The sequence below is a fragment of the Polynucleobacter sp. MWH-UH25E genome, assembly GCF_018687095.1.
GTDB lineage: Bacteria > Pseudomonadota > Gammaproteobacteria > Burkholderiales > Burkholderiaceae > Polynucleobacter.
The window spans coordinates 858,323-880,377 of the sequence record NZ_CP061286.1; the positions used below are offsets into that span (position 1 = coordinate 858,323).

A 22,055-nucleotide genomic window follows, 5' to 3' on the forward strand; every position below is an offset into this window, starting at 1 on the left:
AGTTTTGAAGTAACTAAATAACAAGTCGGCCTCGCGCCGACTTGTGCCATTCAGGTTGTTGGGAAGTTGAGAGGAATAGGCCGTGCCTAAAAGTAAACGCGATTTTTATGAAGTGCTTGGTGTAGCGAAGGGTGCCAGTGATGATGAGTTGAAAAAAGCTTATCGTAAGTTGGCGATGAAGTATCACCCCGATCGTAATCCCGACAGTAAAACTGCTGAAGCGCAATTTAAAGAAGCGAAAGAGGCCTACGAGACCCTATCTGATCCCAATAAACGCGCTGCTTATGATCAGTATGGCCATGCTGGTGTAGACCCTTCTATGGGTGGCGGTTTTGGCGGTGGATTTGGCGGTGGCGGATTTGCTGATGCCTTTGGCGATATTTTTGGCGATATTTTTGGTCAAGGTGGTGGCCGTCACGCGGGCCCGCAAGTCTATAAGGGAGCGGATTTACGTTACAACATGGACATTACTCTTGAGCAAGCCGCTGAGGGATATACCACTCAGATTCGCGTGCCAAGTTGGAGTGATTGCAAACCTTGTCATGGAACAGGTGCTGAGCCTGGCACAAAGGCAGAAAAATGCTCCACCTGTGATGGCCATGGTCAGGTACGGGTGCAGCAGGGCTTTTTCTCAATGCAGCAAACTTGCCCTAAGTGTCGCGGTACTGGTGAGTACATTCCGAAGCCCTGCAAAACCTGTCATGGCTCAGGTAAACACAAAGAACAAAAAACGCTCGAGATCAAAATCCCTGCGGGCATCGATGATGGAATGCGCGTACGCTCAGTTGGGAATGGCGAGCCTGGAATTAATGGCGGACCCGCTGGCGATCTTTATGTAGAAGTGCGTGTTAAGCCGCATAAAGTATTTGAGCGTGATGGCAGTGATTTGCATGTGCAAATGCCAATCTCTTTTGCGACAGCGACGATCGGTGGTGATATTGAGGTGCCAACACTCTCTGGTCGCGTTGAATTTCCTATTCCTGAGGGAACGCAAACAGGTAAAACATTCCGTTTGCGTAACAAAGGCATAAAGGGCTTGCGCTCGACTCTAGTGGGCGATCTATTTGTTCATGTAGTGGTTGAAACCCCAGTCAAATTGACCGAGGACCAAAAGAAATTACTCAAACAGTTTGATGAAAGTCTGAAGTCAGCTGGTGACAAACATAGCCCCCAGCAAAAAGGCTGGTTTGATGGCGTAAAGAGCTTCTTTAGTTAACTACTTAGTTATTTAGCCAGCAAAGCCATGTTCAGGTCCGGGAAACTTTCCGGACTTGACTTCGCGGACATAGGCCTTCACAGCTGCTTCAATTGAATGGTGCCCTTCCATAAAGTTCTTCACGAACTTGGGAGGCTTACCTGGGCTAATGCCCAACATATCCTGTAGCACCAATACTTGACCTGAACAATTTGGACCAGCACCAATACCAATCGTTGGAATGGATAAAGCTTCAGTAATTTTTTCACCCAGCGAAGATGGAATCGCTTCGAGCACAATCATTTGCGCGCCAGCTTGTTCGCATGCAATTGCTTGATCAAGCATGAGGCTTGCGGCGTCCTTGGATTTTCCTTGAACTTTATAGCCACCTAAAACATGAACGGATTGCGGGAGAAGTCCGAGATGCGCACACACAGGTACGCTACGCTCAACCAAATATTGAATGATGTCGATTTGCCAATCGCCGCCCTCTAGCTTGACCATATCGGCGCCAGCGCGCATTAAGGTCGCAGCAGAATCTAAGGCCTGTACTGGATCGCCGTAGCTGGCAAAAGGTAAATCAGCAATAACAAAAGCGTGCGTATTGGCGCGCGCTACACATTCAGTGTGATAAGCAACTTGCTCTACTGTAACTGGGGTGGTGCTGGTGTGCCCTTGAATCACATTGCCAAGAGAATCACCAATCAAAATGGTCTCAACACCACAACGATTGAGAAGTGCTGACATAGTTGAATCATATGCTGTCAGCATAGAAATCTTTTCACCCTCAGCGTGCATTGCGAGGAGCTTAGTAATTGTGATTGGCTTATCGCCCTGTAAGTAACCCATGGCGAGAGTTTAATGAATTAATGCGCCGTTTGGCTATAAACGTCTTTTTCCCCGCAATTACAGTTACGGCAAGGGAGTTTTTCGATGCGCTGGTGAGCTACTTTAGGGAGATAGGCCTTTAATTCACCTAAATTGGGTAGAAAGAAATCAGGAGCAATTTCTAGCAAAGGCAATAAAACAAATGAGCGTTCAATGATTTTGGGGTGGGGAAGCATCAACTCGGTTTCATTCTGAGTGACGCCCTCAAAAGACAAAATATCTAGATCAAGTGTCCGGGGTGCATTTGCATATGGGCGCTCTCTACCAAACTCTTTTTCAATGGCTTGGCAAACATGCAGTAAGCCATAAGGACTGAGCTCTGTTTCGATCTCAATGACGGCATTAATGTAATCGCCACCAGTCGCTTCAACGGGAGCGCTTTGATAAAAACAACTTTTGGCAAGAATGTGAAGTTGAGCGCGTTGCGCTAAGCAAACAATGGCATCAGTAATGAGCTGACGCGTGTCGCCGATGTTGCCACCAAATCCGATAAAAGCTCGTGCCATACGATTCCAAATTCAAGATGGAATTACTTTACCGAAATTTTTATAAGTTTGCTTAGCTCGAAGAAACTTCTGCTGGGCTTGTGGATTTTGGTTTTCTACGACGACGTCTTTTGGTGGGTGAGTTAGTGGTATTGCCTAGTTCAGTTTTTGCGCTAGCCATCAAAGCCTCTTGCCCAGCAGAATCTGCTGCGATGAAGTTGGTCCACCACTCACCAAGCGCTGGGCTTTGTTCTCCAGTTGCGCAGCGTAGCAGCATAAAGTCATAGCCTGCCCTAAAACGGGGCATTTCAATTAAACGATAAGGGTAACGCCCGACTCGTCTTTCAAAGCGAGGCTGCATTGACCAGATTTCTCGCATGTCACTCTCAAAGCGACGCTGAATAGTCATGCCACTACTTTGAGTGGCGATCGTTTCGTCCATAGCATCTTGTAGTGCCGGAATATTGGCCATGCCTTTGGCAAGATTGGCCTTCCAGTTTTTCAGAAGATCTGGCCACAGCAATGTGGCAAATAAAAATCCTGCCGATACACTTTTTCCGGATTGGATGCGTTGATCCGTATTGGCAAGTGCCAGCTTCACAAATCCATTTGCCCCAATAGCGTTTTCGCTGTCATCCAAAATATGATCAAGCAAGGGCAACAACCCATGGTGTAAACCCGCCTCTCGAAGACCTTGAATGGCTGCCCAGGAATAGCCAGACATGAGGAGCTTGAGGATTTCATCAAAAAGTCTGGCTGCTGGCACGTCTTGTAAGAGCTTGCTCAATTTAGCAATCGGCGAGCGGGTATTTGAGTCAAGAGTAAATCCGGTTTTGGCAGCAAAGCGAATAGCTCTGAGCATTCGTACTGGATCTTCGCGATAACGTTTAGCCGGGTCACCAATCATGCGCAAAGTTTTTCTTTGCATGTCCGCCATGCCGCCGTGATAGTCAAGAACGGTTTCGGTGGATGGATCGTAATACATTGCATTGATCGTAAAGTCACGGCGGGCAGCATCCTCACCCTGTGATCCCCAGACGTTGTCACGCAAAATACGACCACTTTCAGCCACATGATCACCGGCGATATCAAGCAAGGCTCTAAAGGTTGAGACCTCGATGATTTCAGGGTGGCCCTTACCAAAGAAGGTCACATGAACAATTTGGAAGCGTCGACCGATGAGGCGTGCTTTACGAAAGAGTCGTTGTACCTGATCTGGGGTGGCATTCGTTGCCACATCAAAATCTTTTGGCTCAATTCCCAAAACAAGATCACGCACTGCGCCACCCACAATGAATGCTTCAAAGCCAGCTTGTTGAAGGGTTTGGGTAACCTTAACGGCATTTTTGGAGAGCAGGTGTGGATCAATGCGGTGAGATTTTTTGGGAATCCGCTTTGGAGCTCCAGCCAGATTAGCCTGCGTCTGTTTGACCATAGGGTCACGACGCAAGATGCGTTTAAAAAACTTAGTAATCATGCAAACAACTCGAGGATAGGCCAATTGCGTTTCTGGGCTTCATTACGCAAGCGATCATCTGGATTGGTAACAACAGGATGGCTGACTTGCTCAAGTAGTGGCAGGTCATTCATAGAGTCAGAATAAAAATAACTGCGTGGTAGCTGATCAAGCTTGAGTTTCTGTTTTGCTAGCCAGCTATGTAAATTCAAAATTTTGCCTTCGCGAAAGTTTGGGCTTCCCTTCACTTCGCCTGTGAAGTTGGCCAAGGGATTATCACCGCTAGTTTCTGGTTCAGTAGCAATGAGATGCTCAATGCCAAAGCGTTCAACAATCGGGCGTGTGACAAAGCTATTCGTGGCTGTAACAACGCAACAAAGGTCGCCAGCATCTTGATGCTGCTTGACCAGGTCAATGGCTTTTTGACGAAGCTGTCCATTGATCACTTCATGCATAAATTGGTCATGCCATTCTTTGAGTTGTGCGCGTGAGTGCTCGGAAAGTGGTTTGAGAGCAAATCGCAAAAATTCATGAATATCAAGCTTACCTTCTTTGTAGTCTTGGTAGAAGCGTTCGCTTTGTCGTGCATAGTATTCGCTATCAACCACGCCAATGCGTGCCAAAAACTGCCCCCATTCATAGTCGCTATCGCAGGGAAGTAAGGTGTGATCTAAATCGAAAAGGGCTAACTGTGTCACAAATGAAATATTTAGAAAATTATTTAGGTTGCAGAAGCTCGCGCACCAGAGGCAAGGTTACAGCACGTTTTGTTTCTAGTGAGTAAGCATCCAAAGCATCGATTAAAGCCATTAAGTTAGGCATATCGCGATAGAAGCGATTTAATAACCAAGGAACCACTTCTGGGGACAGCACTAAACCACGGGCTTTTGCTGCTTGCTCTAATGCTTGTATTTTCTCATCATCATCCAAAAGTTGGGTTTGAAAGATGAGACCCCATCCTAGGCGTGTCCGTAGATCCTCGCGTAGCTCTAGATTGGCCGGCGCCGCATTGCCAGCCATAAAGATATGAATATTTTTGCTAGCCTGCACTGTATTGAGAATACGAAAAAGCGCTCCCACTAGTCTGTCATCAAGGCGGTCAACATCATCAACCGTGATCACAGAGACCTGGTCCTTTTCTGCCAATGCGGTAATTTGTTCTTCTAGTCGCACCCAAGTGATGGGTTCTGAGGGTGTGAGTGAAAAAGATTCGAGACCAGCAAGTTCTGCTGCATTCGTCATGGCCTGAAGTAAATGGGTACGCCCAGATCCTTCTGGGCCCCACCAATACATCCAACGATGATTGAGGGGGTTATTTATTTCTCTTGGCGAGCCTTGTTTCCAAGAATCACAAAGTGCTTGCAAAGAAGAAATGAGTGCGCGATCGTTTCCGGGAAGGTAATTTTCAAGACTGGCTTCTGGTGTATGGCCAATATCTAAAGCAAATTGTTTTGGAAGCGAGGGCGTATTCATTAAAGCAAAATTATTTTTGATACCAAGTGCTTTGCGTGTAAACAGACCAAAGGTATTTAACCAATACCAAGCTCACTGCACTAATCGGTAGCGCTAGGAGAACGCCAAAAAAGCCAAAAAGCTTTCCAAACAAAAGCAATGCAAATAAGACGGCCACAGGGTGCAAGCCAATGCGCTCGCCCACTAGGCGTGGGGTCAAGAAGAAGCCTTCAATGAACTGTCCAATGCCAAAAAGGACGAGCACTCCAGCGACTTCTGTATGTGGACCGAACTGTAAAAGTGCGGAGATGATTGCTAGACTTAAGCCCAAAGCAATGCCGATGTAGGGAATCACAATCATGAGGGCTGTGAATACGCCTAATGCAACAGCACCTTTAACGCCGACCAAGGCTAGGCCAGCGCTGTAGTAGACCGCCATGATGGAAACCACGATCAACATACCGCGTAAGTATTGCGATAACAAACCATCGGTATGCATCGCAAGATGATGAACCGTATCTTGAGCGCGCACTGGAACAATGGTTCTGAGTAGACCAAAGAAATGGGTCCAGTCAATTAACAAATAAAACATCACAAAGATAATCAGAATCGCATTAACAAATCCAGCGATTACTGAGCTGCTTGATAACAAAACAGTGTCGAGTGCGGAACTCATTAATGTGTCGGCATTCTCATTGATGTGCTCAGTGATTTTTTGAATGGCGTCGACTTTAAGTGATGCCCAGTCAAAGTTAATATGCAACTCGGTCAACTTTGGTCCAAGCCAAGTTTGGGTATTACTGATCCAATTTGGAATCTGGGCGCGAATCAGGGGAATTTCGTATTTAAGGAGCCCTATAAACAGGCTGAGAATGAAAAAAATGAGGCCAAGACCAAAAAGGACCGCTAGGGCGGCAGCAAGACCACGGGGGAGGCGGTGTTTTTCAAGCCATAGGCAAACGGGTCGCAGGGCGTATGCCAGGATGAATGCGGTCAAAAATGGGGTAAAAATTTCAGCCATTACGAGTAATCCTCTAGAATTCAATGATTCTACTGACCCAGTAGCATTTTTTACTAATATTCCAGCCCAGATATGACTTCTTCTACCAATTCTTCTTCAAAAGGCCTTTCCTACCGCGATGCGGGCGTTGATATTGACGCTGGGGATGATTTAGTCGATCGCATCAAGCCCTTAGCCAAGAAAACCATGCGAGAAGGTGTTTTGGCTGGAATTGGCGGCTTTGGTGCTCTTTTTGAAGTTCCGAAGCGCTATAAAGAGCCAGTTTTGGTCTCTGGTACTGACGGAGTAGGTACAAAGCTACGCTTGGCTTTTGAGTGGAATCGTCATGAGACTATTGGCCAGGATTTGGTTGCCATGAGTGTGAATGACATTTTGGTTCAAGGTGCCGAGCCACTATTTTTCTTAGATTATTTTGCTTGCGGCAAGCTCTCTGTAGAAACTGCGGCAACAGTGGTTGGCGGTATTGCTAAAGGCTGTGAATTATCAGGTTGCGCATTGATCGGTGGTGAAACTGCTGAGATGCCTGGAATGTATCCCCCGGGTGAATATGATTTGGCAGGTTTTGCTGTGGGTGCAGTTGAGAAATCCAAAATCATTACTGGCAACACTATTGTTCCTGGCGACGTAGTGTTAGCAATTGGATCTAGCGGCGCTCATTCCAATGGTTACTCATTGGTTCGAAAAATTATTGAGCGTGCTGGCGCAAAACCGACTGATGATTTGGGTGGTCGTTCATTGGGTGATGTAGTCATGGCTCCAACAGAAATTTATGTGAAGCCGCTCCTGAAATTAATTTCTGAAATCGATGTGAAAGGCATGGCCCACATTACTGGTGGCGGTTTAGTAGATAACGTGCCACGTGTGTTACCTGAAAATACTCAAGCGGTATTGCATCGAGATAGCTGGCAGATGCCTGAGCTCTTCCGTTGGTTACAAATGAAGGGCGGCGTTGCTGATGCAGAAATGGTCCGAGTGTTTAACTGCGGTATTGGTATGGTGGTGATTGTGTCGCCAGCTCAGGCTGATGCAGCGATTAAATCACTGACTGCCCAAGGCTTAAAAGCATGGACTGTAGGTGAAGTGGTGGAGCGTTCAAAGGATGCACCGCAAACCATTGTTATTTAAGCACATCTAAGTCAGCCCCATCAAGCTGTTTTGGCAATAGTCTAGAGCTGCCTTCATCTCAATTGGGTTGAAGGGGTCAAATGTGTTTCTTCCGGAGATGGCTCTGAGCCAAGTCAGTTGGCGTTTTCCTAATTGTCTTGTTGCTGCCAATGCTTTGTAACGCATTTGTTCCGCATCGATTTCACCATTGAGAAACTCCCAAGCTTGGCGATAGCCAACCGAGCGAATGGCGGGCAAGTCAGCATGCAGAGCTGCATTTTTTCGCAACAGCCTTACTTCATCTAAAAATCCCGCTGCGAGCATTTCATCAAAACGCTTTTCTAAATTTTGATGCAGTCGCTTACGATCACTGGGCTCTAATGAAACTAAGTTAATCCATTTAGGGATATCGGAACCCTCCCTTCCATCTTCGCTGGGGGATTCTGATAACAAGGTCGACATTGCTTTGCCAGTGATTTCATAAACTTCGAGGGCGCGTTGAACTCGTTGAGAGTCATTGGGCTCTAGACGCATCGCGGTTTCTGGATCAATGATTGCCAGTTTGGCATGCATTGCGGGCCAGCCAATGCGCTTGCCTTCATCATCGAGTCGAGCACGAATCTCAGGGTTTGCAGGAGGTAATGACGATAAGCCATATGCCCATGCTCTCCAGTAGAGCATGGTGCCACCAACAATAACGGGTATATGCCCCCGGTTCGTAATTTCTGCACAGAGCTGCTTTGCATCTTTTGCAAAGCGTGCCGCTGAATAAACTTCAGTCGGCTCAAGAATGTCTATCAGATGATGTTTGACTGCCACTTGTTCTGCTTTAGTGGGTTTTGCACTGCCAATATCCAGTCCGCGATAGACCAATGCTGAATCCATGCTGATCAGTTCTATAGTTAGGCCAATAGATTTAGCATGCTCCGCCAGTGACATGGCGAGATGGGTTTTGCCGGCACCAGTCGGACCCACAATACAAAGTATCGGATTGCTTGCTGGTGGCTGCATAGGCTGAATGTGTAGTTCAGTTTGCATAAGTCATTATAAGAGCCTGTTAATATGCCCATCAAACCTATTTTTGGAGAGCAAGTTGATTGATGCCCTGTTGCAGTTGAGTGACTTATTGCTGCATATTGATCGCCATTTGGATGTGGTTATTTCTCAATATGGCCCTTGGGCATACGGCTTGCTTTTTGCGATCGTATTTGCGGAAACGGGTTTAGTTGTAGCACCGTTCTTGCCTGGTGATTCTTTGCTCTTTATTGCTGGCGCCTATTGCGCAACAGAGCATTTCAATCTTTGGACTTTGTGTATTGGTTTATTGATTGCCGCAGTTGCCGGTAATACAGTGAACTATTTCATTGGTCGTTGGATTGGTAAAAGGGTATTTAGTAGCCAATCTCGTTGGATCGATCAGGGTGCCTTATTAAAGACCCATGCTTTCTATGAGAAGCATGGCGGTAAAACAATTATCCTCGCACGCTTTTTGCCTATTATTCGCACCTTTGCGCCATTTATCGCTGGCGTATCTGAGATGAACTTTTCACGCTTTCAGTTATTCAATATTACGGGCGCAGCCCTTTGGGTTTTTGGTTTGGTCATTGCTGGGTACTTCTTTGGCAATATTCCATTCATTCGCCAGAATCTAAACGTTATTGTTTTGGTAGGTATAGGCGCAGCTGCAGTGCCTGTAGTTTTGGCTGCACTTTATAAAATTTTTCAACGCAAGAAAAACTAGCCAAACAAAATCCCATTTAGCTAAGTGCAGATCACTTAGCGCAGCTTGCTCAGTGCAACTTTGTTTGGCTTTCCAAGGTAGCAATGTGCTCGCGTATATCGCTAGCATCTTCTGCTTCTGGTACTTCGCTTAAGTAGCGATGCATATCTTCTAATGCGGGTCGCAAATATTCTAGTTGAGCAAAGATCAGCCCGCGATCTCTAATCTCTTCAATTGAATCGGGCAATAAGATCACAAGACGTTCTTGAATTCCTAATAAACGCTCCCAGCGCTCGTGCTCTGAGTAGATCATCTTGAGGTTTCTCAGGAATCGGGAAAGTATTTCCCTAGAGCTGGATGCCCTCAAGAAGACATTCAAGGGAAGGCTGAGCTCCCCTCGGTAGCCCTTGGCATCAAGGTATGGATCTAGCATTTCTTGTAGCTGGTTTTTGGAAAGAGATTCACCGGTCAGGGGGTCCATGATTACCTCACCCTGTTGCAGGGAGATACGCATCATGAAGTGATTAGGAAATGAGACGCCACGAATCTTCAAACCAATTTGCTGTCCAAGCTCCATCATCAAAATTGCCAGAGAGATTGGAATACCGCGACGATTTTCAAGTACGTAGTGCAAGTAGGAATTCTCGGGAGCATAAAAATCATTTGGGTTGGGACCAAACCCTAGCTCGGCATAAAAAAAGTGTTTCAAAATTTGTAAGCGCTGAACAGGTGATGTATCCGGGGTAATGCGCGCTTTTAATTTATTGCCTAGTTCATCAAGCTGATCAAGTACGCCTTGAACATCTAGGTCTGGGTATGCGTGTTGCGCTACTGCGATAGCAGCTTCCGTTAACGGAAAGTGTTCGTCTTCAGTAACTAATGTAGTGAAGTAGTCGAGCTGTTGTGTTGGCATACATCCTATTTTGCATGACGCAAGAATTTTTGCCAGCGAATTCCCACTAAAGCCAAAGAAATAAAGTAAACCAAGGCCGCAGCCGTTAACCATAGTACCAATAGGCCTATGCGAGTCCAGGGTTGAGCTTGAAGTTCGATCCAATTATGAGCAGAGGCCGCATAAAAAAGCACCGCCGAAAATGGGATAAGAGCGAGAAATAGCTGCCCTAGGTATTTGGGCCATGCAGCATTTGGAAGGGCGCCCCGTTTGCTTAGGCCTATCCACAGTAGCGCTGCATTCAGGCAAGCGCCAGTGCCGACGGATAAGGCCAGGCCCGCATGTCCAAACCAGGGCACAAAAATAAGATTTGCTAGCTGTGTGGCAATCAATACAACTAAGCCAATTTTGACGGGCGTGCGAATATCTTGTCGGGAGTAAAAGCCAGGAGCCAAAATTTTTACCAATATCAAACCAATTAAGCCAACGCCATATGCTGAAAGAGCGCGTTGCGTCATCAGCACATCTATTGCATTGAATTTCCCGTAGTGATACAAGACGGCCGCTAAGGGCTCGCCAAAAATAAAAAGGGCAATGGCTGAAGGCGCTGCCAACAAGAAGGTGAGTTGCAGACCCCATACCAATAGCTCGCCAGCATGTGCTAAATCATTCTTGGCGTTTGCTTTACTCAGGCTCGGTAACAGAACAGTACCAAGCGCCACGCCAAGCAAGGCGGTTGGAAATTCCATTAGGCGGTCAGCATATGAGAGCCATGAAACACTCCCGGCTTGCAAGCGAGATGCGATGTTGGTGTTGATGATGAGTGATATTTGCGCAACAGATACGGCAAAGACTGCAGGACCCATCAGTTTTAAAACTCGTCTTGCATCTGGATTGTTGAAGGCGGATTTAATTGCGCCCGGCAGTAAACCAATGCGTGGCAATAAACCCAAGCGTGCAAGAGATGGAACTTGAATGGCTAATTGCAGAACGCCACCTAAAAGCACGCCAATGCTGAGTGCATAAATTGGCTGCCCTAAATATGGCGCCAAGAAAATAGCGCTGCCAATCAGCGCAAGATTTAATAGAACAGGTGTGAATGCTGGAATCGCAAAACGATGATAGGTATTCAAGATTCCGGCAGACAGAGACACCATGGAAATCAGTCCAATATATGGAAACATGATCCGGGTCATGACAACGCTCGCATCGTAGGCTGGGCCACCAGTAAAGCCTGTGGCAATAACCAAAATCAATAATGGAGCGCCAATAACCCCTACCAATACTGTCAGCAATAAGGCCCAAAATAGGAGGGTGGCAACGGCATTTATGAGGGTTTTGGCCTTGTTTTGGTCCTCATTTGTGGAAATTTCGCCCAAAATGGGCACGAAAGCCTGAGAAAAGGCCCCCTCTGCAAATAGTCGTCGTAGCAGATTGGGTAGCCTAAAAGCCACATTAAAGGCGTCTGTCCACTCTGAAGCCCCGAAACTACGGGCAATCAGCGTTTCCCGTAGCAACCCTGTAATACGGGAAAGCATGGTGAGGGAGCTGACCTTGGCAGCGGCAGAAAGCAGGTTCATGAGCCGATTTTCCCCTATTTATGGTTTGACTGGGCTTTTTTGCCCCTTTCAGGTAAAATCTTGGGTTTTGGCGAGCTTGCTTACAAAATTGGCAAGGTCGCAAGATATTTAACTAATCGTATTTAGCAATTTATAGAGGCAAGGTTTAAAGATGGCCAATACAGCACAAGCGCGTAAGCGCGCACGCCAGGCAGTAAAACAGAACGAGCACAATTCCAGCTTGCGTTCAAAGCTCCGTACTTCCATTAAGGCAGTTCGTAAAGCGATCGAATCTGGTGATAAAGCTGCTGCTGCAAAAGTATTCGCAGCATCCCAATCAACAATCGACAAGATTGCTGACAAAAAGATTGCTCACAAAAATACTGCGGCTCGTCAAAAGTCACGTTTGTCTGCAGCTATTAAAGCGATGGCAGCGTAATTTAGTTTTTGTTTTAGGCTGGTCGAAACGTATTTCGACCGAGGCCCGCTCCTCATCAGAGCGGGTTTTTGTTTTTAAGGCTGAGGTGGTGTTGCTGGGTTGAACTCACAAGCCTCTTCGATCGGTAGATTATTGTCTTTGGCAAAGTTCATGACAAAGTCTAGCGCTCTAGGGTCGAGGTCACCTAGTCTAGTATCAATAACAACGCATTTCACTTTTGCAATGAGTACTGGTCTTACATAGGGCGAGTAAGTGAAGCGAGGGTCTCCCGAATCGCCGGGTGGGCGAAAAGTAGCCATAACCCCGCAAAGACGCTCCGCCCAATCGCTGGGCCGAAACGGTTTGCCAGAAGTTGTAATGCCTTGAATGAAAAGCGTTTTGTGGTTCAAGTTGGCGTTTGGATATTTGTAAGGGTAGTACTAAGCCCTCTAGCTTAACAGCCTGAGGTGACCGTAAGATGGCTTTATGTTCTATTTTCGTGCAGTTGATTGATTTAAGAAAAAAATGCAAGCCAAAACTTTAGTAGAAAGCTCAACTATGACATCTCTGGCAAAGCCTCAAGTGCCTGGTCAGGTCAAGCACTACCTGCAGTTTGCTGACCTCACTCGTGAAGAGTATGACTACTTGCTGAAAAGATCAGCATGGTTAAAAGCCAAGTTTAAAAGTTATGAGACATGGCACCCTCTGCATGACCGGACTTTGGCGATGATTTTTGAGAAGCATTCAACACGTACGCGCCTCTCATTTGAAGCGGGGATACACCAGCTAGGTGGTCACGCGGTCTATCTCAATACCCGTGATACTCAATTGGGCCGTGGTGAGCCTGTAGAGGACGCTGCACAGGTGATTTCAAGAATGACCGACATCATCATGATTCGTACATTCGGACAAGAAATCATTGAGCGCTTTGCTTCGAACTCTCGTGTGCCCGTGATTAATGGCCTGACTAATGAATATCACCCATGCCAAGTTCTCGCAGATATTTTTACTTATGTTGAGGCACGCGGACCGATTCAAGGAAAAACGGTTGCTTGGGTTGGTGATGCCAACAACATGGCCTATACCTGGATTCAGGCGGCTGAGTGCTTAGATTTTCAATTACGCTTTTCTGCACCCGAAGGTTATCAATTAGATCCAGTACGACTTAGTAGTAATGCCACCAAGCATCTAACTATTTGCGCCGATCCTAAGGACGCGTGCAAAGATGCTGATTTGGTTACTACAGACGTTTGGACCAGCATGGGCTATGAAGCTGAAAATACTTCACGTATGAACGCTTTTAAAGACTGGATGGTTGATGAAGAGTTGATGGCACTTGCAAAGCCCGATGCTTTATTTATGCACTGCCTGCCTGCACACCGGGGCGAAGAGGTTTCTGCGGGCGTGATTGATGGTCCGCAAAGTATTGTGTGGGAAGAGGCGGAAAATCGTCTGCATGTTCAAAAAGCCTTGATGGAATATTTGCTCTGCGGGCGTTTGGATTAAGAGATAAAAAGTAGTCAAGAAGTATTGAGTCATTTGTTTATTAATTTTTATTGAATAAGAAATCATGTCTGATATTAAAAAGGCCGTACTAGCGTATTCCGGTGGACTCGACACCAGCGTGATCTTGAAGTGGCTTCAAGATACTTATGGTTGTGAAATCGTTACTTTCACTGCAGATTTGGGTCAAGGCGAAGAGCTTGAGCCGGCTCGCGCCAAAGCACTCCAATTTGGCATCAAGCCAGAAAATATTTTTATTGATGATTTGCGCGAAGAGTTTGTGCGTGACTTTGTATTTCCAATGTTCCGTGCAAATACGATTTATGAGGGTGAGTATTTACTCGGCACTTCGATCGCCCGCCCACTAATTGCAAAACGTCAAATTGAGATTGCTCGTTTAACTGGTGCGGACTCTGTATCGCACGGCGCTACCGGCAAAGGTAATGACCAGGTTCGCTTTGAATTGGGTTACTACGCTCTTGAGCCAGGAATTAAAGTGATTGCTCCATGGCGTGAATGGGATCTCCTCTCTCGTGAGAAGTTGATGGCCTACGCTGAAAAGCATGGCATTCCAGTAGAAATGAAACACAAGCAAGGTGGTTCACCTTATTCCATGGACGCCAACTTATTGCATATCAGCTATGAAGGCCGTCATTTGGAAGATCCAAATGCCGAAGCCGAGGAATCTATGTGGCGTTGGACAGTGTCTCCTGAAAAAGCTCCAGATGCTCCCGAAATTATTGAAATTGAATTTAAGTCTGGCGATCCTGTCGCTATTAACGGTAAGTCATACAAGCCACATGAATTGTTGGCTGAACTGAATCGCCTTGGTGGCAAACACGGCATTGGCCGTCTCGACTTGGTAGAAAACCGTTTCGTTGGCATGAAGAGCCGTGGTTGCTATGAAACTCCTGGCGGCACTATTTTGCTCAAAGCACATCGCGGTATTGAAAGTATTACGCTGGACCGCGAAGTGGCGCACTTAAAAGATGATCTGATGCCACGCTATGCAAGTTTGATCTATAACGGTCTGTGGTGGTCTCCAGAGCGTATTGCTTTGCAAACTCTGATCGATCACACTCAACAGATGGTCAATGGCGTAGTCCGTTTGAAACTCTACAAGGGCTCTGTATCTGTGATTTCAAGAGATTCAGCGAACACCTTGTTTGATCAAACAATCGCCACTTTTGATGATGACGGCGGGGCCTATAACCAAGCCGATGCTGCCGGCTTTATCAAGCTCAATGCATTGCGTATGCGTATTGCTGAAACCGCAAAACGTAAACGTACAAAGAAATAATTTCAATTAGAACCAAACAATAAAGAGAGAATTTAGATGCAATTTGATCAAGTTTCTGTTGGCAAGAAAGCTAATGTATTTTTTGATGGTAAGTGTGTGTCACATACTGTAACAATGCCGAACGGTGTGCGTAAATCTGTTGGTGTTGTATTGCCAAGCACTTTACGTTTTGACCTGAGTACTAAAGAAGTAATGGAAGTAGTTGATGGCAATGCATTTGTCAGCATCAATGGCGCTCCTGAACAAGAGTTCAAGGCTGGCCAAAGCTGGGAAGTGGAAAAGGGTGGTTATTTCATCATCCGCGCTGAGCAGCCAGTGCACTATGTTTGCCACTTTGAGTAAACGTGCTTCTGCTTAAAGCAAAACGCAGGCCTAGGCCTGCGTTTTTTATTGTTACTTTACTGTTCTGAGTCGATTACTTTTTATCTCTTTGGCAGCCCATTAATAAAGCTTCCGGGAACAATCACGCGATCAGAGAACCATTGCTTATTCATTTCTAAGGCATAACGCACAGCAGCCTTAGGGCAATGGTTGTTGGTGGTCTCGGCTTGCATTTCTTCAATGTTCACAATCTTGCCATCGTCAGCAATAAAGGCAATCGACAGGGGAATCTTGGTATTGTTCATCCAAAAGCAATGCCCAGCTTTCTGTTCGAAGATAAACAGCATTCCCGAATTGGTTGGCATGCTGGTGCGATTCATTAAACCTACTTCTCTCGTCTTAGGTGTATCAGCTAGCTCTGCCTGAATTCGGTAGATGCCTGTTTTGAGTTCAACGGTTGGCAGTCCTACATTGAGTTGTGCCCAAGCATTTGCTGAGCAAAACAGAATGCTGGAAATAAAAAGTTTTTGAATGAGTTTTATTTTTGTATGCATGCTTGCATTTTAAGTGAGGCAAATTTCAGGCGAAAAAAAACCCAGGAACAAATCCTGGGTTTCTCATAATGATCTAAGGACTATTAAGCCGCTTGGATATTTGTAGCTTGTTTGCCTTTAGGACCTTGGGTAATATCAAAAGTTACCTTTTGGTTTTCCTTGAGGGTCTTGAACCCAGGCATAGTAATTGCGCTGAAATGCGCGAATAACTCTTCTTCACCATCATCAGGTTTGATAAAGCCAAAACCTTTTGCATCATTGAACCACTTAACAATTCCGGTCGCCATGCGAACTCCATTACATAAACTTAAAACAACCGTGATGAGGGCAAATACTTTTTAATCAGTCTCAATCCACAACACGCCTAAATAGAACCCTTTTATAGGCCTACCCCCCGATTGTTTGCCCTTTTTGTGGGGGTGTCAAGGAGTTAAATAGCCTTATTACCCCGTATTTACCCCTTTTTTTATCGAAAAATGCCCCAATATGGGTTAAATCAGGGTTTTTTTGGGGTTTTCACAACAAGAATCCCCTGAAATCCAGTTTAGGTATCTGTGTTTAGAATGTTTCTCATGAGTCGCGCACCAAAGAATCCCACTACAGGCATCCCTGCCAACCCCTATGTTGAGGACACCCTTTTACTCGAAAAACAAGTCGAGCAAGTTAAGGTTCCCTCAATGTATAAAGTTTTGTTACTGAATGACGATTACACCCCAATGGAATTTGTGGTGATGGTCATTCAGGAGTACTTCAATAAAGATCATGAGACTGCAACGCGCATCATGTTGCAAGTGCATTTAGTTGGTAAAGGTATCTGTGGCGTCTTTACACGCGATGTCGCAGCAACTAAAGTACATCAAGTAATTGAATTATCGCGTGAAGCTGGTCACCCATTACAGTGCACTATGGAGGAAGCATGATTGCCCAAGAACTAGAAGTAAGTCTGCATATGGCGTTTGTTGACGCCCGTGCATCCAGACATGAGTTCATTACGGTGGAGCATTTGCTTGCAGCCTTACTAGATAACGCCACTGCGGTTGAGGTGCTTAAGGCTTGCGCCGTCAACATTGCAGAGCTACGTGCCCAGTTAAAGAATTTTATTAATGACAACACTCCTGTAGTGCCTGGTAATGATGAAGTCGATACGCAGCCTACTTTAGGTTTTCAGCGTGTGATTCAACGCGCGATCATGCATGTTCAGTCCACTTCAAATGGAAAGAAAGAGGTTACTGGTGCAAATGTGTTGGTAGCGATTTTTGGTGAGAAGGATTCGCATGCAGTGTATTTCTTGCAGCAGCAAGGCGTCACTCGATTGGATGTAGTGAACTTTATTAGCCATGGCGTACGTAAGGATCAGGCTGAGCATGTGAAGCCAGTCGAGTCAACACAAGACGCTGAAGAGTCTGCCGCCTCTGGTAAGGAGAGTCCGCTTGATCAATACACTCAAAACCTCAATGCTATGGCTCGCCAAGGCAAGATCGACCCATTAATTGGTCGTGAGAGTGAAGTAGAGCGTGTCATTCAGGTGCTGTGCCGCCGCCGTAAAAATAACCCCTTACTAGTAGGTGAGGCAGGTGTTGGTAAAACCGCGATTGCTGAAGGCTTAGCTTGGAGAATCGTAAAGGGTGATGTGCCAGAGGTATTGGCAAACGCGACAGTCTATTCATTAGATATGGGTGCTTTACTCGCTGGTACTAAATACCGTGGTGATTTTGAGCAGCGTCTCAAGAGTGTTTTGAAGTCTTTAAAAGATCACGCGCACGGCATCTTGTTTATTGATGAGATTCATACATTGATTGGAGCTGGTGCAGCTTCAGGTGGCACCTTAGATGCTAGCAACTTACTAAAGCCTGCTCTATCCAATGGCTCTCTGAAATGTATTGGTGCAACGACCTTTACTGAGTATCGCGGTATTTTTGAGAAAGATGCGGCTTTATCTCGTCGCTTCCAAAAGGTAGACGTTGTAGAGCCAACCGTAGATCAAACTGTACAAATTCTGCGTGGCCTCAAATCCCGCTTTGAAGAGCACCATAGCGTGAAGTACTCTGCTGGTGCTTTAGTGGCTGCCGCTGAACTTTCTTCTCGCTACATTAATGATCGCCATTTGCCTGACAAGGCAATCGATGTAATTGATGAGGCAGGGGCAGCGCAACGCATATTGCCTAAATCAAAGCAAAAGAAAACGATTGGTCGTCCCGAGATTGAAGAGATTGTTGCCAAGATTGCACGCATACCGCCCCAGTCCGTTACGGTTGATGATCGCAGTAAGTTGCAGACGCTTGATCGTGACATTAAGAGCGTGGTGTTTGGGCAAGATCCAGCCATTGAGGCCTTGGCTAGTGCTATTAAGATGACTCGTGCTGGTCTTGGTAAGGTTGATCGCCCAATTGGCTCTTTCTTGTTCTCTGGCCCGACTGGGGTTGGTAAGACTGAGGTAGCAAAGCAATTAGCCTTTATCTTGGGTATCGAACTTTTACGTTTTGATATGTCTGAGTACATGGAGCGTCACGCCGTAAGTCGTTTGATTGGCGCTCCTCCTGGATATGTTGGTTTTGATCAAGGCGGTCTATTGACTGAGGCGGTCAATAAGAAGCCTCACTGCGTGCTACTTTTGGATGAAATTGAGAAAGCGCATCCAGATATCTTCAACATCCTGTTGCAAGTTATGGACCATGGAACCTTGACTGATAACAATGGTCGCAAGACAGACTTCCGCAATGTGATCATTATCATGACCACCAATGCAGGGGCTGAGGTAATGCAGAAGTCCACCATCGGCTTTACAAATGCGCGTGAATCCGGTGATGAAATGGCCGATATCAAGAAGTTCTTTACACCTGAGTTCCGCAATCGTTTAGATGCTATCGTGTCTTTCAAAGCTCTTGATGAAACCATCATCATGCGCGTGGTTGACAAGTTCTTGATGCAATTGGAAGAGCAGCTGCATGAGAAGAAGGTGGATGCCACCTTTAGTCCTGCCCTGCGAGCTCATTTGGCGAAACATGGTTTTGATCCATTGATGGGCGCACGTCCAATGCAGCGGATTATCCAGGATACCGTTCGCAAAGCCCTAGCTGATGAGTTACTGTTTGGCAAGTTAGCCCAGGGCGGCCATGTCGATGTGGATATTGATGCTGACGGTAAAGTCAACCTAACTTTTGATGTACCAAAATTACCGGGTAAAGCCGCCAAGATTGATGTTGCGCCTGCGGAAGAAATTTAATTAATCATCGTTCTTAATAAAAAGTAAAAAGGAAAATATGTCTCATCACGATAAATTGCTTGAAGCGTTTGAAACGTATAAAGCTGAGAATGAAAAGTTTCAAGAAAAAGGCATTAAGGCATCTGCTGCCCGTGCTCGTAAAGCTTTGCAAGAAATCGCTGGGTCTTGCAAAGAGCGTCGCAAAGAGATTTCTGCTGAAAAAGAATCGCGCGAAGGTAAGGGTGCAGGCATGTCACAAGATGCAGCACGCCACGCTCATATTCGGAAGTAAATTGACGGTTAATCGCAATTATGTAGTTGATACTCACAATCAACAAAATCAGTAACTTAGCAAAAACGAATGCCCTCTTGATTGAGGGCATTTTCTTTAATCTTTGCTATAAGCCTTGCAGTCATTGCCCTTAAATTCATAGCTCACAACAATCTTATTCTCAATCTTAAAGATTGTCGTACAGGCGTTTGTATATCCTATTGAAGGGCTGCCACCCACCATATTTGTATATGGTTTTCCGGCAATCATCACTGTATTGGCCCTTGCTGGCTGGCCAGGTATTACGCCTGATTCAGAGCGGGAATAAGTTAGATATCTGACACCTTCATTTTCATATGAACCCTGAGGAATTCCCCAGGCGGCCACCAAGTCTTTTTCAGGCTTTCCTATCGTTGTCTGTAGGATTTTTTCGTAATTCGCTGTAGTTGCGCATCCAGCTAATAGAAGTCCAAGAACAAATAGATACCTTTTCATGCTCATCCCTAGACATTTCTCAATAAAGCCTTAGCCCCTGCCGGTGCTGCCAAAGCCACCAGCACCACGACTGCTCTCGGTAAACTCTTCAACCACTTTGAGTTCCACCTGTTGCACAGGCATGACGACTAACTGAGCTAGGCGCTCCATGGGTTCTAGCTTAAATGGAGTGGATCCACGGTTCCATGTGCTCACCATAAGCTGACCTTGATAGTCAGAATCGATGAGGCCAACTAAATTCCCCAGCACTATTCCATGCTTATGGCCAAGACCTGAACGAGGCAGAATAAATGCGGCATAACGTGGATCTTCTACATATATTGCGAGGCCTGTAGGAACTAATACTGTTTGACCTGGCGCAATTTCAATTGTTTCATCAATACAAGCGCGCAAATCTAATCCAGCGCTTCCCGGTGTGCCATAAGCTGGCAACTGATCTCGCATACGTTCATCGAGAATTTTGACTTGTAAAGATTGCATGAAGTTTCCTAAATTAAATTTTCTTAGCTACCAACTGAATTAATTGGCGTGCGAGCTGTAACTTTTCTGCCTTGGCAATTTTTTTACTGCCACTAGCGTCTATGACAAGCAATTGATTTAAATCACTGCCAAATGTATCGGGGCCAATATTACCCACGATCATTGGAATGCCTTTGCGTTTACGTTTCTCATCAGCATGCTTCTCAAGATCCGTAGATTCAGCAGCAAAGCCAACACAGTAGGGATATGGTTTGCCAGCTTTGGTTTTTACCGTTTTAGCTACATCCAGCAGAATGTCGGGATTAGCGACAAATTCAATATTGGGCGTTTCTTTACCGTTGCGTTTGATCTTTTCCTTAGCTGGCTTGGCAATCCCCCAGTCAGCCACTGCAGCCACCGCGAAAAATACATCGCAATCTGTAGCGGCAAGAGTGGCTGCATGCATTTCTTTGGCGCTAACCACGTTGGTGCGAGTAATTAACCCAGTTGCCTCAAGCGGCGTTGGCAAGTTGCATGGACCTGCAATCAAATGTACTTGGGCGCCAGCCTCAAGCGCGGCCCTAGCAATTGTAAAGCCCATTTTTCCAGAGCTGTGATTGGTAATTCCGCGAACTGGGTCAATTGCCTCAAATGTTGGCCCTGCGGTGATCAGTACTTTTTTGCCGAGCAATGTTTTTTTCTGGAAGAAGGCAATGACTTGTTCTGCAACCTCTGCTGGTTCGAGCATGCGACCCATCCCAACTTCGCCACAAGCCTGAAATCCACTGGCGGGACCAAGTAGTGTCACACCATCTTTATTTAATCGTTCCGCGCTTCTTTGGGTGGCTGCATGTTCCCACATTTGCTTGTTCATCGCAGGGGCAATAAGAAGAGGGCAGTCTCTTGCGAGGCAAAGAGTACTTAGCAAATCATCTGCCAATCCCAGAGATAGTTTTGCCATCAGATCGGCGCTTCCTGGGGCAATCACAATCGCATCAGCGGCTCGTGAGAGCTCAATATGCGCCATATTGTTGCTAATGCTGTTATCCCACTGGCTTGTAAAGACAGGATTGCCTGTAAGGGCTTGCATTGTTACTGGGGTAACAAATTGTTGGGCAGCTTCAGTCATCACCACTTGGACCGAGGCGCCTTCTTGCATCAGTAATCTAGCAAGCTCAGGCGTCTTATAAGCGGCAATGCCGCCAGAGATGCCGAGAACGATTTTTTTATTGATTAAGGATTGCATGGCGCCAGCTTACTGGGATTGTGTGGATTTGCCAAATGACTTGCGTAATTCGCTAACAATGATCAGTGCAGCCCCAACGCAAATGGCACTATCAGCCACATTAAAGGCTGGCCAGTGCCATCCGGCATAGTGCAGATCAATAAAGTCCACGACAGCGCCATACATGAGGCGATCTAAAACATTTCCAGCTGCTCCGCCGAGAATCAGGCTGAGGGCGATGCAAAGTAGCTTCTCATCTTGATGTTTGCGCAGCATAAAGACGATGTAGACGCAGGCAAGCAGACCCAGGGCAGTAAAGAACCAACGTTGCCATCCCGAGCTTTGAGCCAAGAAAGAAAATGCAGCGCCGGGATTAAACAGTAGCAACCAATTGAAGAAAGGCAGAACAGGTTCCGGAATTCCAAGCTGCAATTCACTTAAGGCCAGCCATTTGCTTGCTTGATCTAGTAGCAAGGTAATGACAGCAATAGCTATGCAGCGTAAAAATGGAATGCTCTGTTGGCTCATTGATGAA

General features: G+C 46.1%; 26 protein-coding genes. 10 read left to right on the forward strand and 16 right to left on the reverse strand.

Annotated elements, in window-relative coordinates:
- The first annotated feature begins 82 nt into the window (after window positions 1–82).
- Entirely contained in the window at window positions 83–1,216 is a 1,134-nt protein-coding gene (gene dnaJ / locus ICV39_RS04570; RefSeq protein ID WP_215390684.1) for a molecular chaperone DnaJ, read from the forward strand.
- A gap of 12 nt (window positions 1,217–1,228) precedes the next feature.
- On the opposite strand, the gene panB is transcribed toward dnaJ, so the two are convergent.
- From panB to ICV39_RS04600, 6 genes are read right to left on the reverse strand one after another with little or no spacing between them, the layout of a single operon-like run.
- On the reverse strand, window positions 1,229–2,044 hold the full coding sequence (gene panB / locus ICV39_RS04575; protein WP_215390685.1) for a 3-methyl-2-oxobutanoate hydroxymethyltransferase: 816 nt from the start codon (window positions 2,042–2,044) through the stop codon (window positions 1,229–1,231).
- A 17-nt stretch (window positions 2,045–2,061) separates the two neighbouring features.
- Entirely contained in the window at window positions 2,062–2,589 is a 528-nt protein-coding gene (folK, locus tag ICV39_RS04580; protein WP_215390686.1) for a 2-amino-4-hydroxy-6-hydroxymethyldihydropteridine diphosphokinase, read from the reverse strand.
- Between the two features lie 52 nt (window positions 2,590–2,641).
- Window positions 2,642–4,045, reverse strand: a complete 1,404-nt coding sequence (gene pcnB / locus ICV39_RS04585; RefSeq protein WP_215390687.1) for a polynucleotide adenylyltransferase PcnB — start codon at window positions 4,043–4,045, stop codon at window positions 2,642–2,644.
- Entirely contained in the window at window positions 4,042–4,722 is a 681-nt protein-coding gene (locus ICV39_RS04590; RefSeq protein ID WP_215390688.1) for an HAD family phosphatase, read from the reverse strand. The genes pcnB and ICV39_RS04590 overlap by 4 nt, the downstream gene beginning before the upstream one ends.
- A gap of 19 nt (window positions 4,723–4,741) precedes the next feature.
- A complete protein-coding gene (gene hda / locus ICV39_RS04595; RefSeq protein WP_215390689.1) occupies window positions 4,742–5,497 on the reverse strand; it encodes a DnaA regulatory inactivator Hda in 756 nt (251 codons plus the stop codon).
- A gap of 10 nt (window positions 5,498–5,507) precedes the next feature.
- Complete coding sequence (locus ICV39_RS04600) at window positions 5,508–6,497, reverse strand: AI-2E family transporter (protein WP_215390690.1); 990 nt, start codon at window positions 6,495–6,497, stop codon at window positions 5,508–5,510.
- A gap of 72 nt (window positions 6,498–6,569) precedes the next feature.
- On the opposite strand from ICV39_RS04600, the gene purM reads away from it, so the two are divergent.
- Entirely contained in the window at window positions 6,570–7,622 is a 1,053-nt protein-coding gene (gene purM, locus ICV39_RS04605; RefSeq protein ID WP_215390691.1) for a phosphoribosylformylglycinamidine cyclo-ligase, read from the forward strand.
- A 6-nt stretch (window positions 7,623–7,628) separates the two neighbouring features.
- On the opposite strand, the gene miaA is transcribed toward purM, so the two are convergent.
- Window positions 7,629–8,639 carry a tRNA (adenosine(37)-N6)-dimethylallyltransferase MiaA gene (miaA, locus tag ICV39_RS04610; protein ID WP_215390692.1) on the reverse strand — a complete coding sequence of 337 codons (1,011 nt, stop codon included), beginning with the start codon at window positions 8,637–8,639 and terminating at the stop codon, window positions 7,629–7,631.
- Between the two features lie 58 nt (window positions 8,640–8,697).
- On the opposite strand from miaA, the gene ICV39_RS04615 reads away from it, so the two are divergent.
- Window positions 8,698–9,342, forward strand: coding sequence for a VTT domain-containing protein (locus tag ICV39_RS04615; protein ID WP_215390878.1), 645 nt, complete (start codon window positions 8,698–8,700; stop codon window positions 9,340–9,342).
- Between the two features lie 49 nt (window positions 9,343–9,391).
- On the opposite strand, the gene ICV39_RS04620 is transcribed toward ICV39_RS04615, so the two are convergent.
- Both ICV39_RS04620 and murJ read right to left on the reverse strand, forming a co-directional pair.
- Complete coding sequence (locus ICV39_RS04620) at window positions 9,392–10,234, reverse strand: SirB1 family protein (RefSeq protein WP_215390693.1); 843 nt, start codon at window positions 10,232–10,234, stop codon at window positions 9,392–9,394.
- Between the two features lie 5 nt (window positions 10,235–10,239).
- Window positions 10,240–11,793, reverse strand: coding sequence for a murein biosynthesis integral membrane protein MurJ (gene murJ, locus ICV39_RS04625; protein WP_215390694.1), 1,554 nt, complete (start codon window positions 11,791–11,793; stop codon window positions 10,240–10,242).
- Window positions 11,794–11,944: 151 nt separating this feature from the next.
- On the opposite strand from murJ, the gene rpsT reads away from it, so the two are divergent.
- Window positions 11,945–12,211, forward strand: a complete 267-nt coding sequence (rpsT, locus tag ICV39_RS04630) for a 30S ribosomal protein S20 (protein ID WP_173956354.1) — start codon at window positions 11,945–11,947, stop codon at window positions 12,209–12,211.
- Between the two features lie 74 nt (window positions 12,212–12,285).
- Here rpsT and ICV39_RS04635 read toward each other — a convergent pair whose 3' ends face one another.
- Window positions 12,286–12,600 carry a DUF3579 domain-containing protein gene (locus ICV39_RS04635; protein ID WP_173956353.1) on the reverse strand — a complete coding sequence of 105 codons (315 nt, stop codon included), beginning with the start codon at window positions 12,598–12,600 and terminating at the stop codon, window positions 12,286–12,288.
- Window positions 12,601–12,748: 148 nt separating this feature from the next.
- Between ICV39_RS04635 and argF the strand changes: the two genes are divergently transcribed.
- The 3 genes from argF (at window position 12,749) to ICV39_RS04650 (ending at window position 15,335) form a co-directional block, all read left to right on the forward strand.
- Entirely contained in the window at window positions 12,749–13,696 is a 948-nt protein-coding gene (gene argF / locus ICV39_RS04640) for an ornithine carbamoyltransferase (protein WP_215390879.1), read from the forward strand.
- Between the two features lie 64 nt (window positions 13,697–13,760).
- Entirely contained in the window at window positions 13,761–14,993 is a 1,233-nt protein-coding gene (locus tag ICV39_RS04645) for an argininosuccinate synthase (RefSeq protein WP_215390695.1), read from the forward strand.
- A gap of 36 nt (window positions 14,994–15,029) precedes the next feature.
- Window positions 15,030–15,335, forward strand: a complete 306-nt coding sequence (locus ICV39_RS04650) for a pyrimidine/purine nucleoside phosphorylase (RefSeq protein ID WP_215390696.1) — start codon at window positions 15,030–15,032, stop codon at window positions 15,333–15,335.
- An 80-nt stretch (window positions 15,336–15,415) separates the two neighbouring features.
- Here the strand turns inward: ICV39_RS04650 and ICV39_RS04655 are convergent, their stop codons facing one another.
- Both ICV39_RS04655 and ICV39_RS04660 read right to left on the reverse strand, forming a co-directional pair.
- On the reverse strand, window positions 15,416–15,868 hold the full coding sequence (locus ICV39_RS04655) for a DUF192 domain-containing protein (protein WP_215390697.1): 453 nt from the start codon (window positions 15,866–15,868) through the stop codon (window positions 15,416–15,418).
- Window positions 15,869–15,951: 83 nt separating this feature from the next.
- Entirely contained in the window at window positions 15,952–16,155 is a 204-nt protein-coding gene (locus ICV39_RS04660) for a cold-shock protein (protein WP_011903586.1), read from the reverse strand.
- Window positions 16,156–16,431: 276 nt separating this feature from the next.
- Between ICV39_RS04660 and clpS the strand changes: the two genes are divergently transcribed.
- The 3 genes from clpS to ICV39_RS04675 are packed head-to-tail and all read left to right on the forward strand — an operon-like array spanning window position 16,432 to window position 19,362.
- Window positions 16,432–16,788, forward strand: coding sequence for an ATP-dependent Clp protease adapter ClpS (gene clpS, locus ICV39_RS04665; RefSeq protein WP_251372757.1), 357 nt, complete (start codon window positions 16,432–16,434; stop codon window positions 16,786–16,788).
- Complete coding sequence (gene clpA / locus ICV39_RS04670) at window positions 16,785–19,091, forward strand: ATP-dependent Clp protease ATP-binding subunit ClpA (RefSeq protein WP_215390698.1); 2,307 nt, start codon at window positions 16,785–16,787, stop codon at window positions 19,089–19,091. The genes clpS and clpA overlap by 4 nt, the downstream gene beginning before the upstream one ends.
- Before the next feature lie 37 nt (window positions 19,092–19,128).
- Window positions 19,129–19,362: a hypothetical protein gene (locus tag ICV39_RS04675; protein WP_215390699.1), complete on the forward strand. Its 234-nt coding sequence runs from the start codon at window positions 19,129–19,131 to the stop codon at window positions 19,360–19,362.
- 96 nt (window positions 19,363–19,458) lie between these two features.
- Here ICV39_RS04675 and ICV39_RS04680 read toward each other — a convergent pair whose 3' ends face one another.
- Genes ICV39_RS04680 through lspA form a run of 4 tightly spaced genes read right to left on the reverse strand, consistent with a single transcriptional unit; the run spans window position 19,459 to window position 22,048 of the window.
- Window positions 19,459–19,836, reverse strand: coding sequence for a hypothetical protein (locus tag ICV39_RS04680; protein WP_215390700.1), 378 nt, complete (start codon window positions 19,834–19,836; stop codon window positions 19,459–19,461).
- Window positions 19,837–19,866: 30 nt separating this feature from the next.
- A complete protein-coding gene (gene dut / locus ICV39_RS04685; protein WP_215390701.1) occupies window positions 19,867–20,316 on the reverse strand; it encodes a dUTP diphosphatase in 450 nt (149 codons plus the stop codon).
- A gap of 13 nt (window positions 20,317–20,329) precedes the next feature.
- Window positions 20,330–21,541 (reverse strand): bifunctional phosphopantothenoylcysteine decarboxylase/phosphopantothenate--cysteine ligase CoaBC, encoded by a 1,212-nt coding sequence (gene coaBC / locus ICV39_RS04690; protein ID WP_215390702.1) that lies wholly within the window; start codon window positions 21,539–21,541, stop codon window positions 20,330–20,332.
- Window positions 21,542–21,550: 9 nt separating this feature from the next.
- Entirely contained in the window at window positions 21,551–22,048 is a 498-nt protein-coding gene (gene lspA / locus ICV39_RS04695) for a signal peptidase II (RefSeq protein ID WP_215390703.1), read from the reverse strand.
- Window positions 22,049–22,055 lie beyond the last annotated feature (7 nt).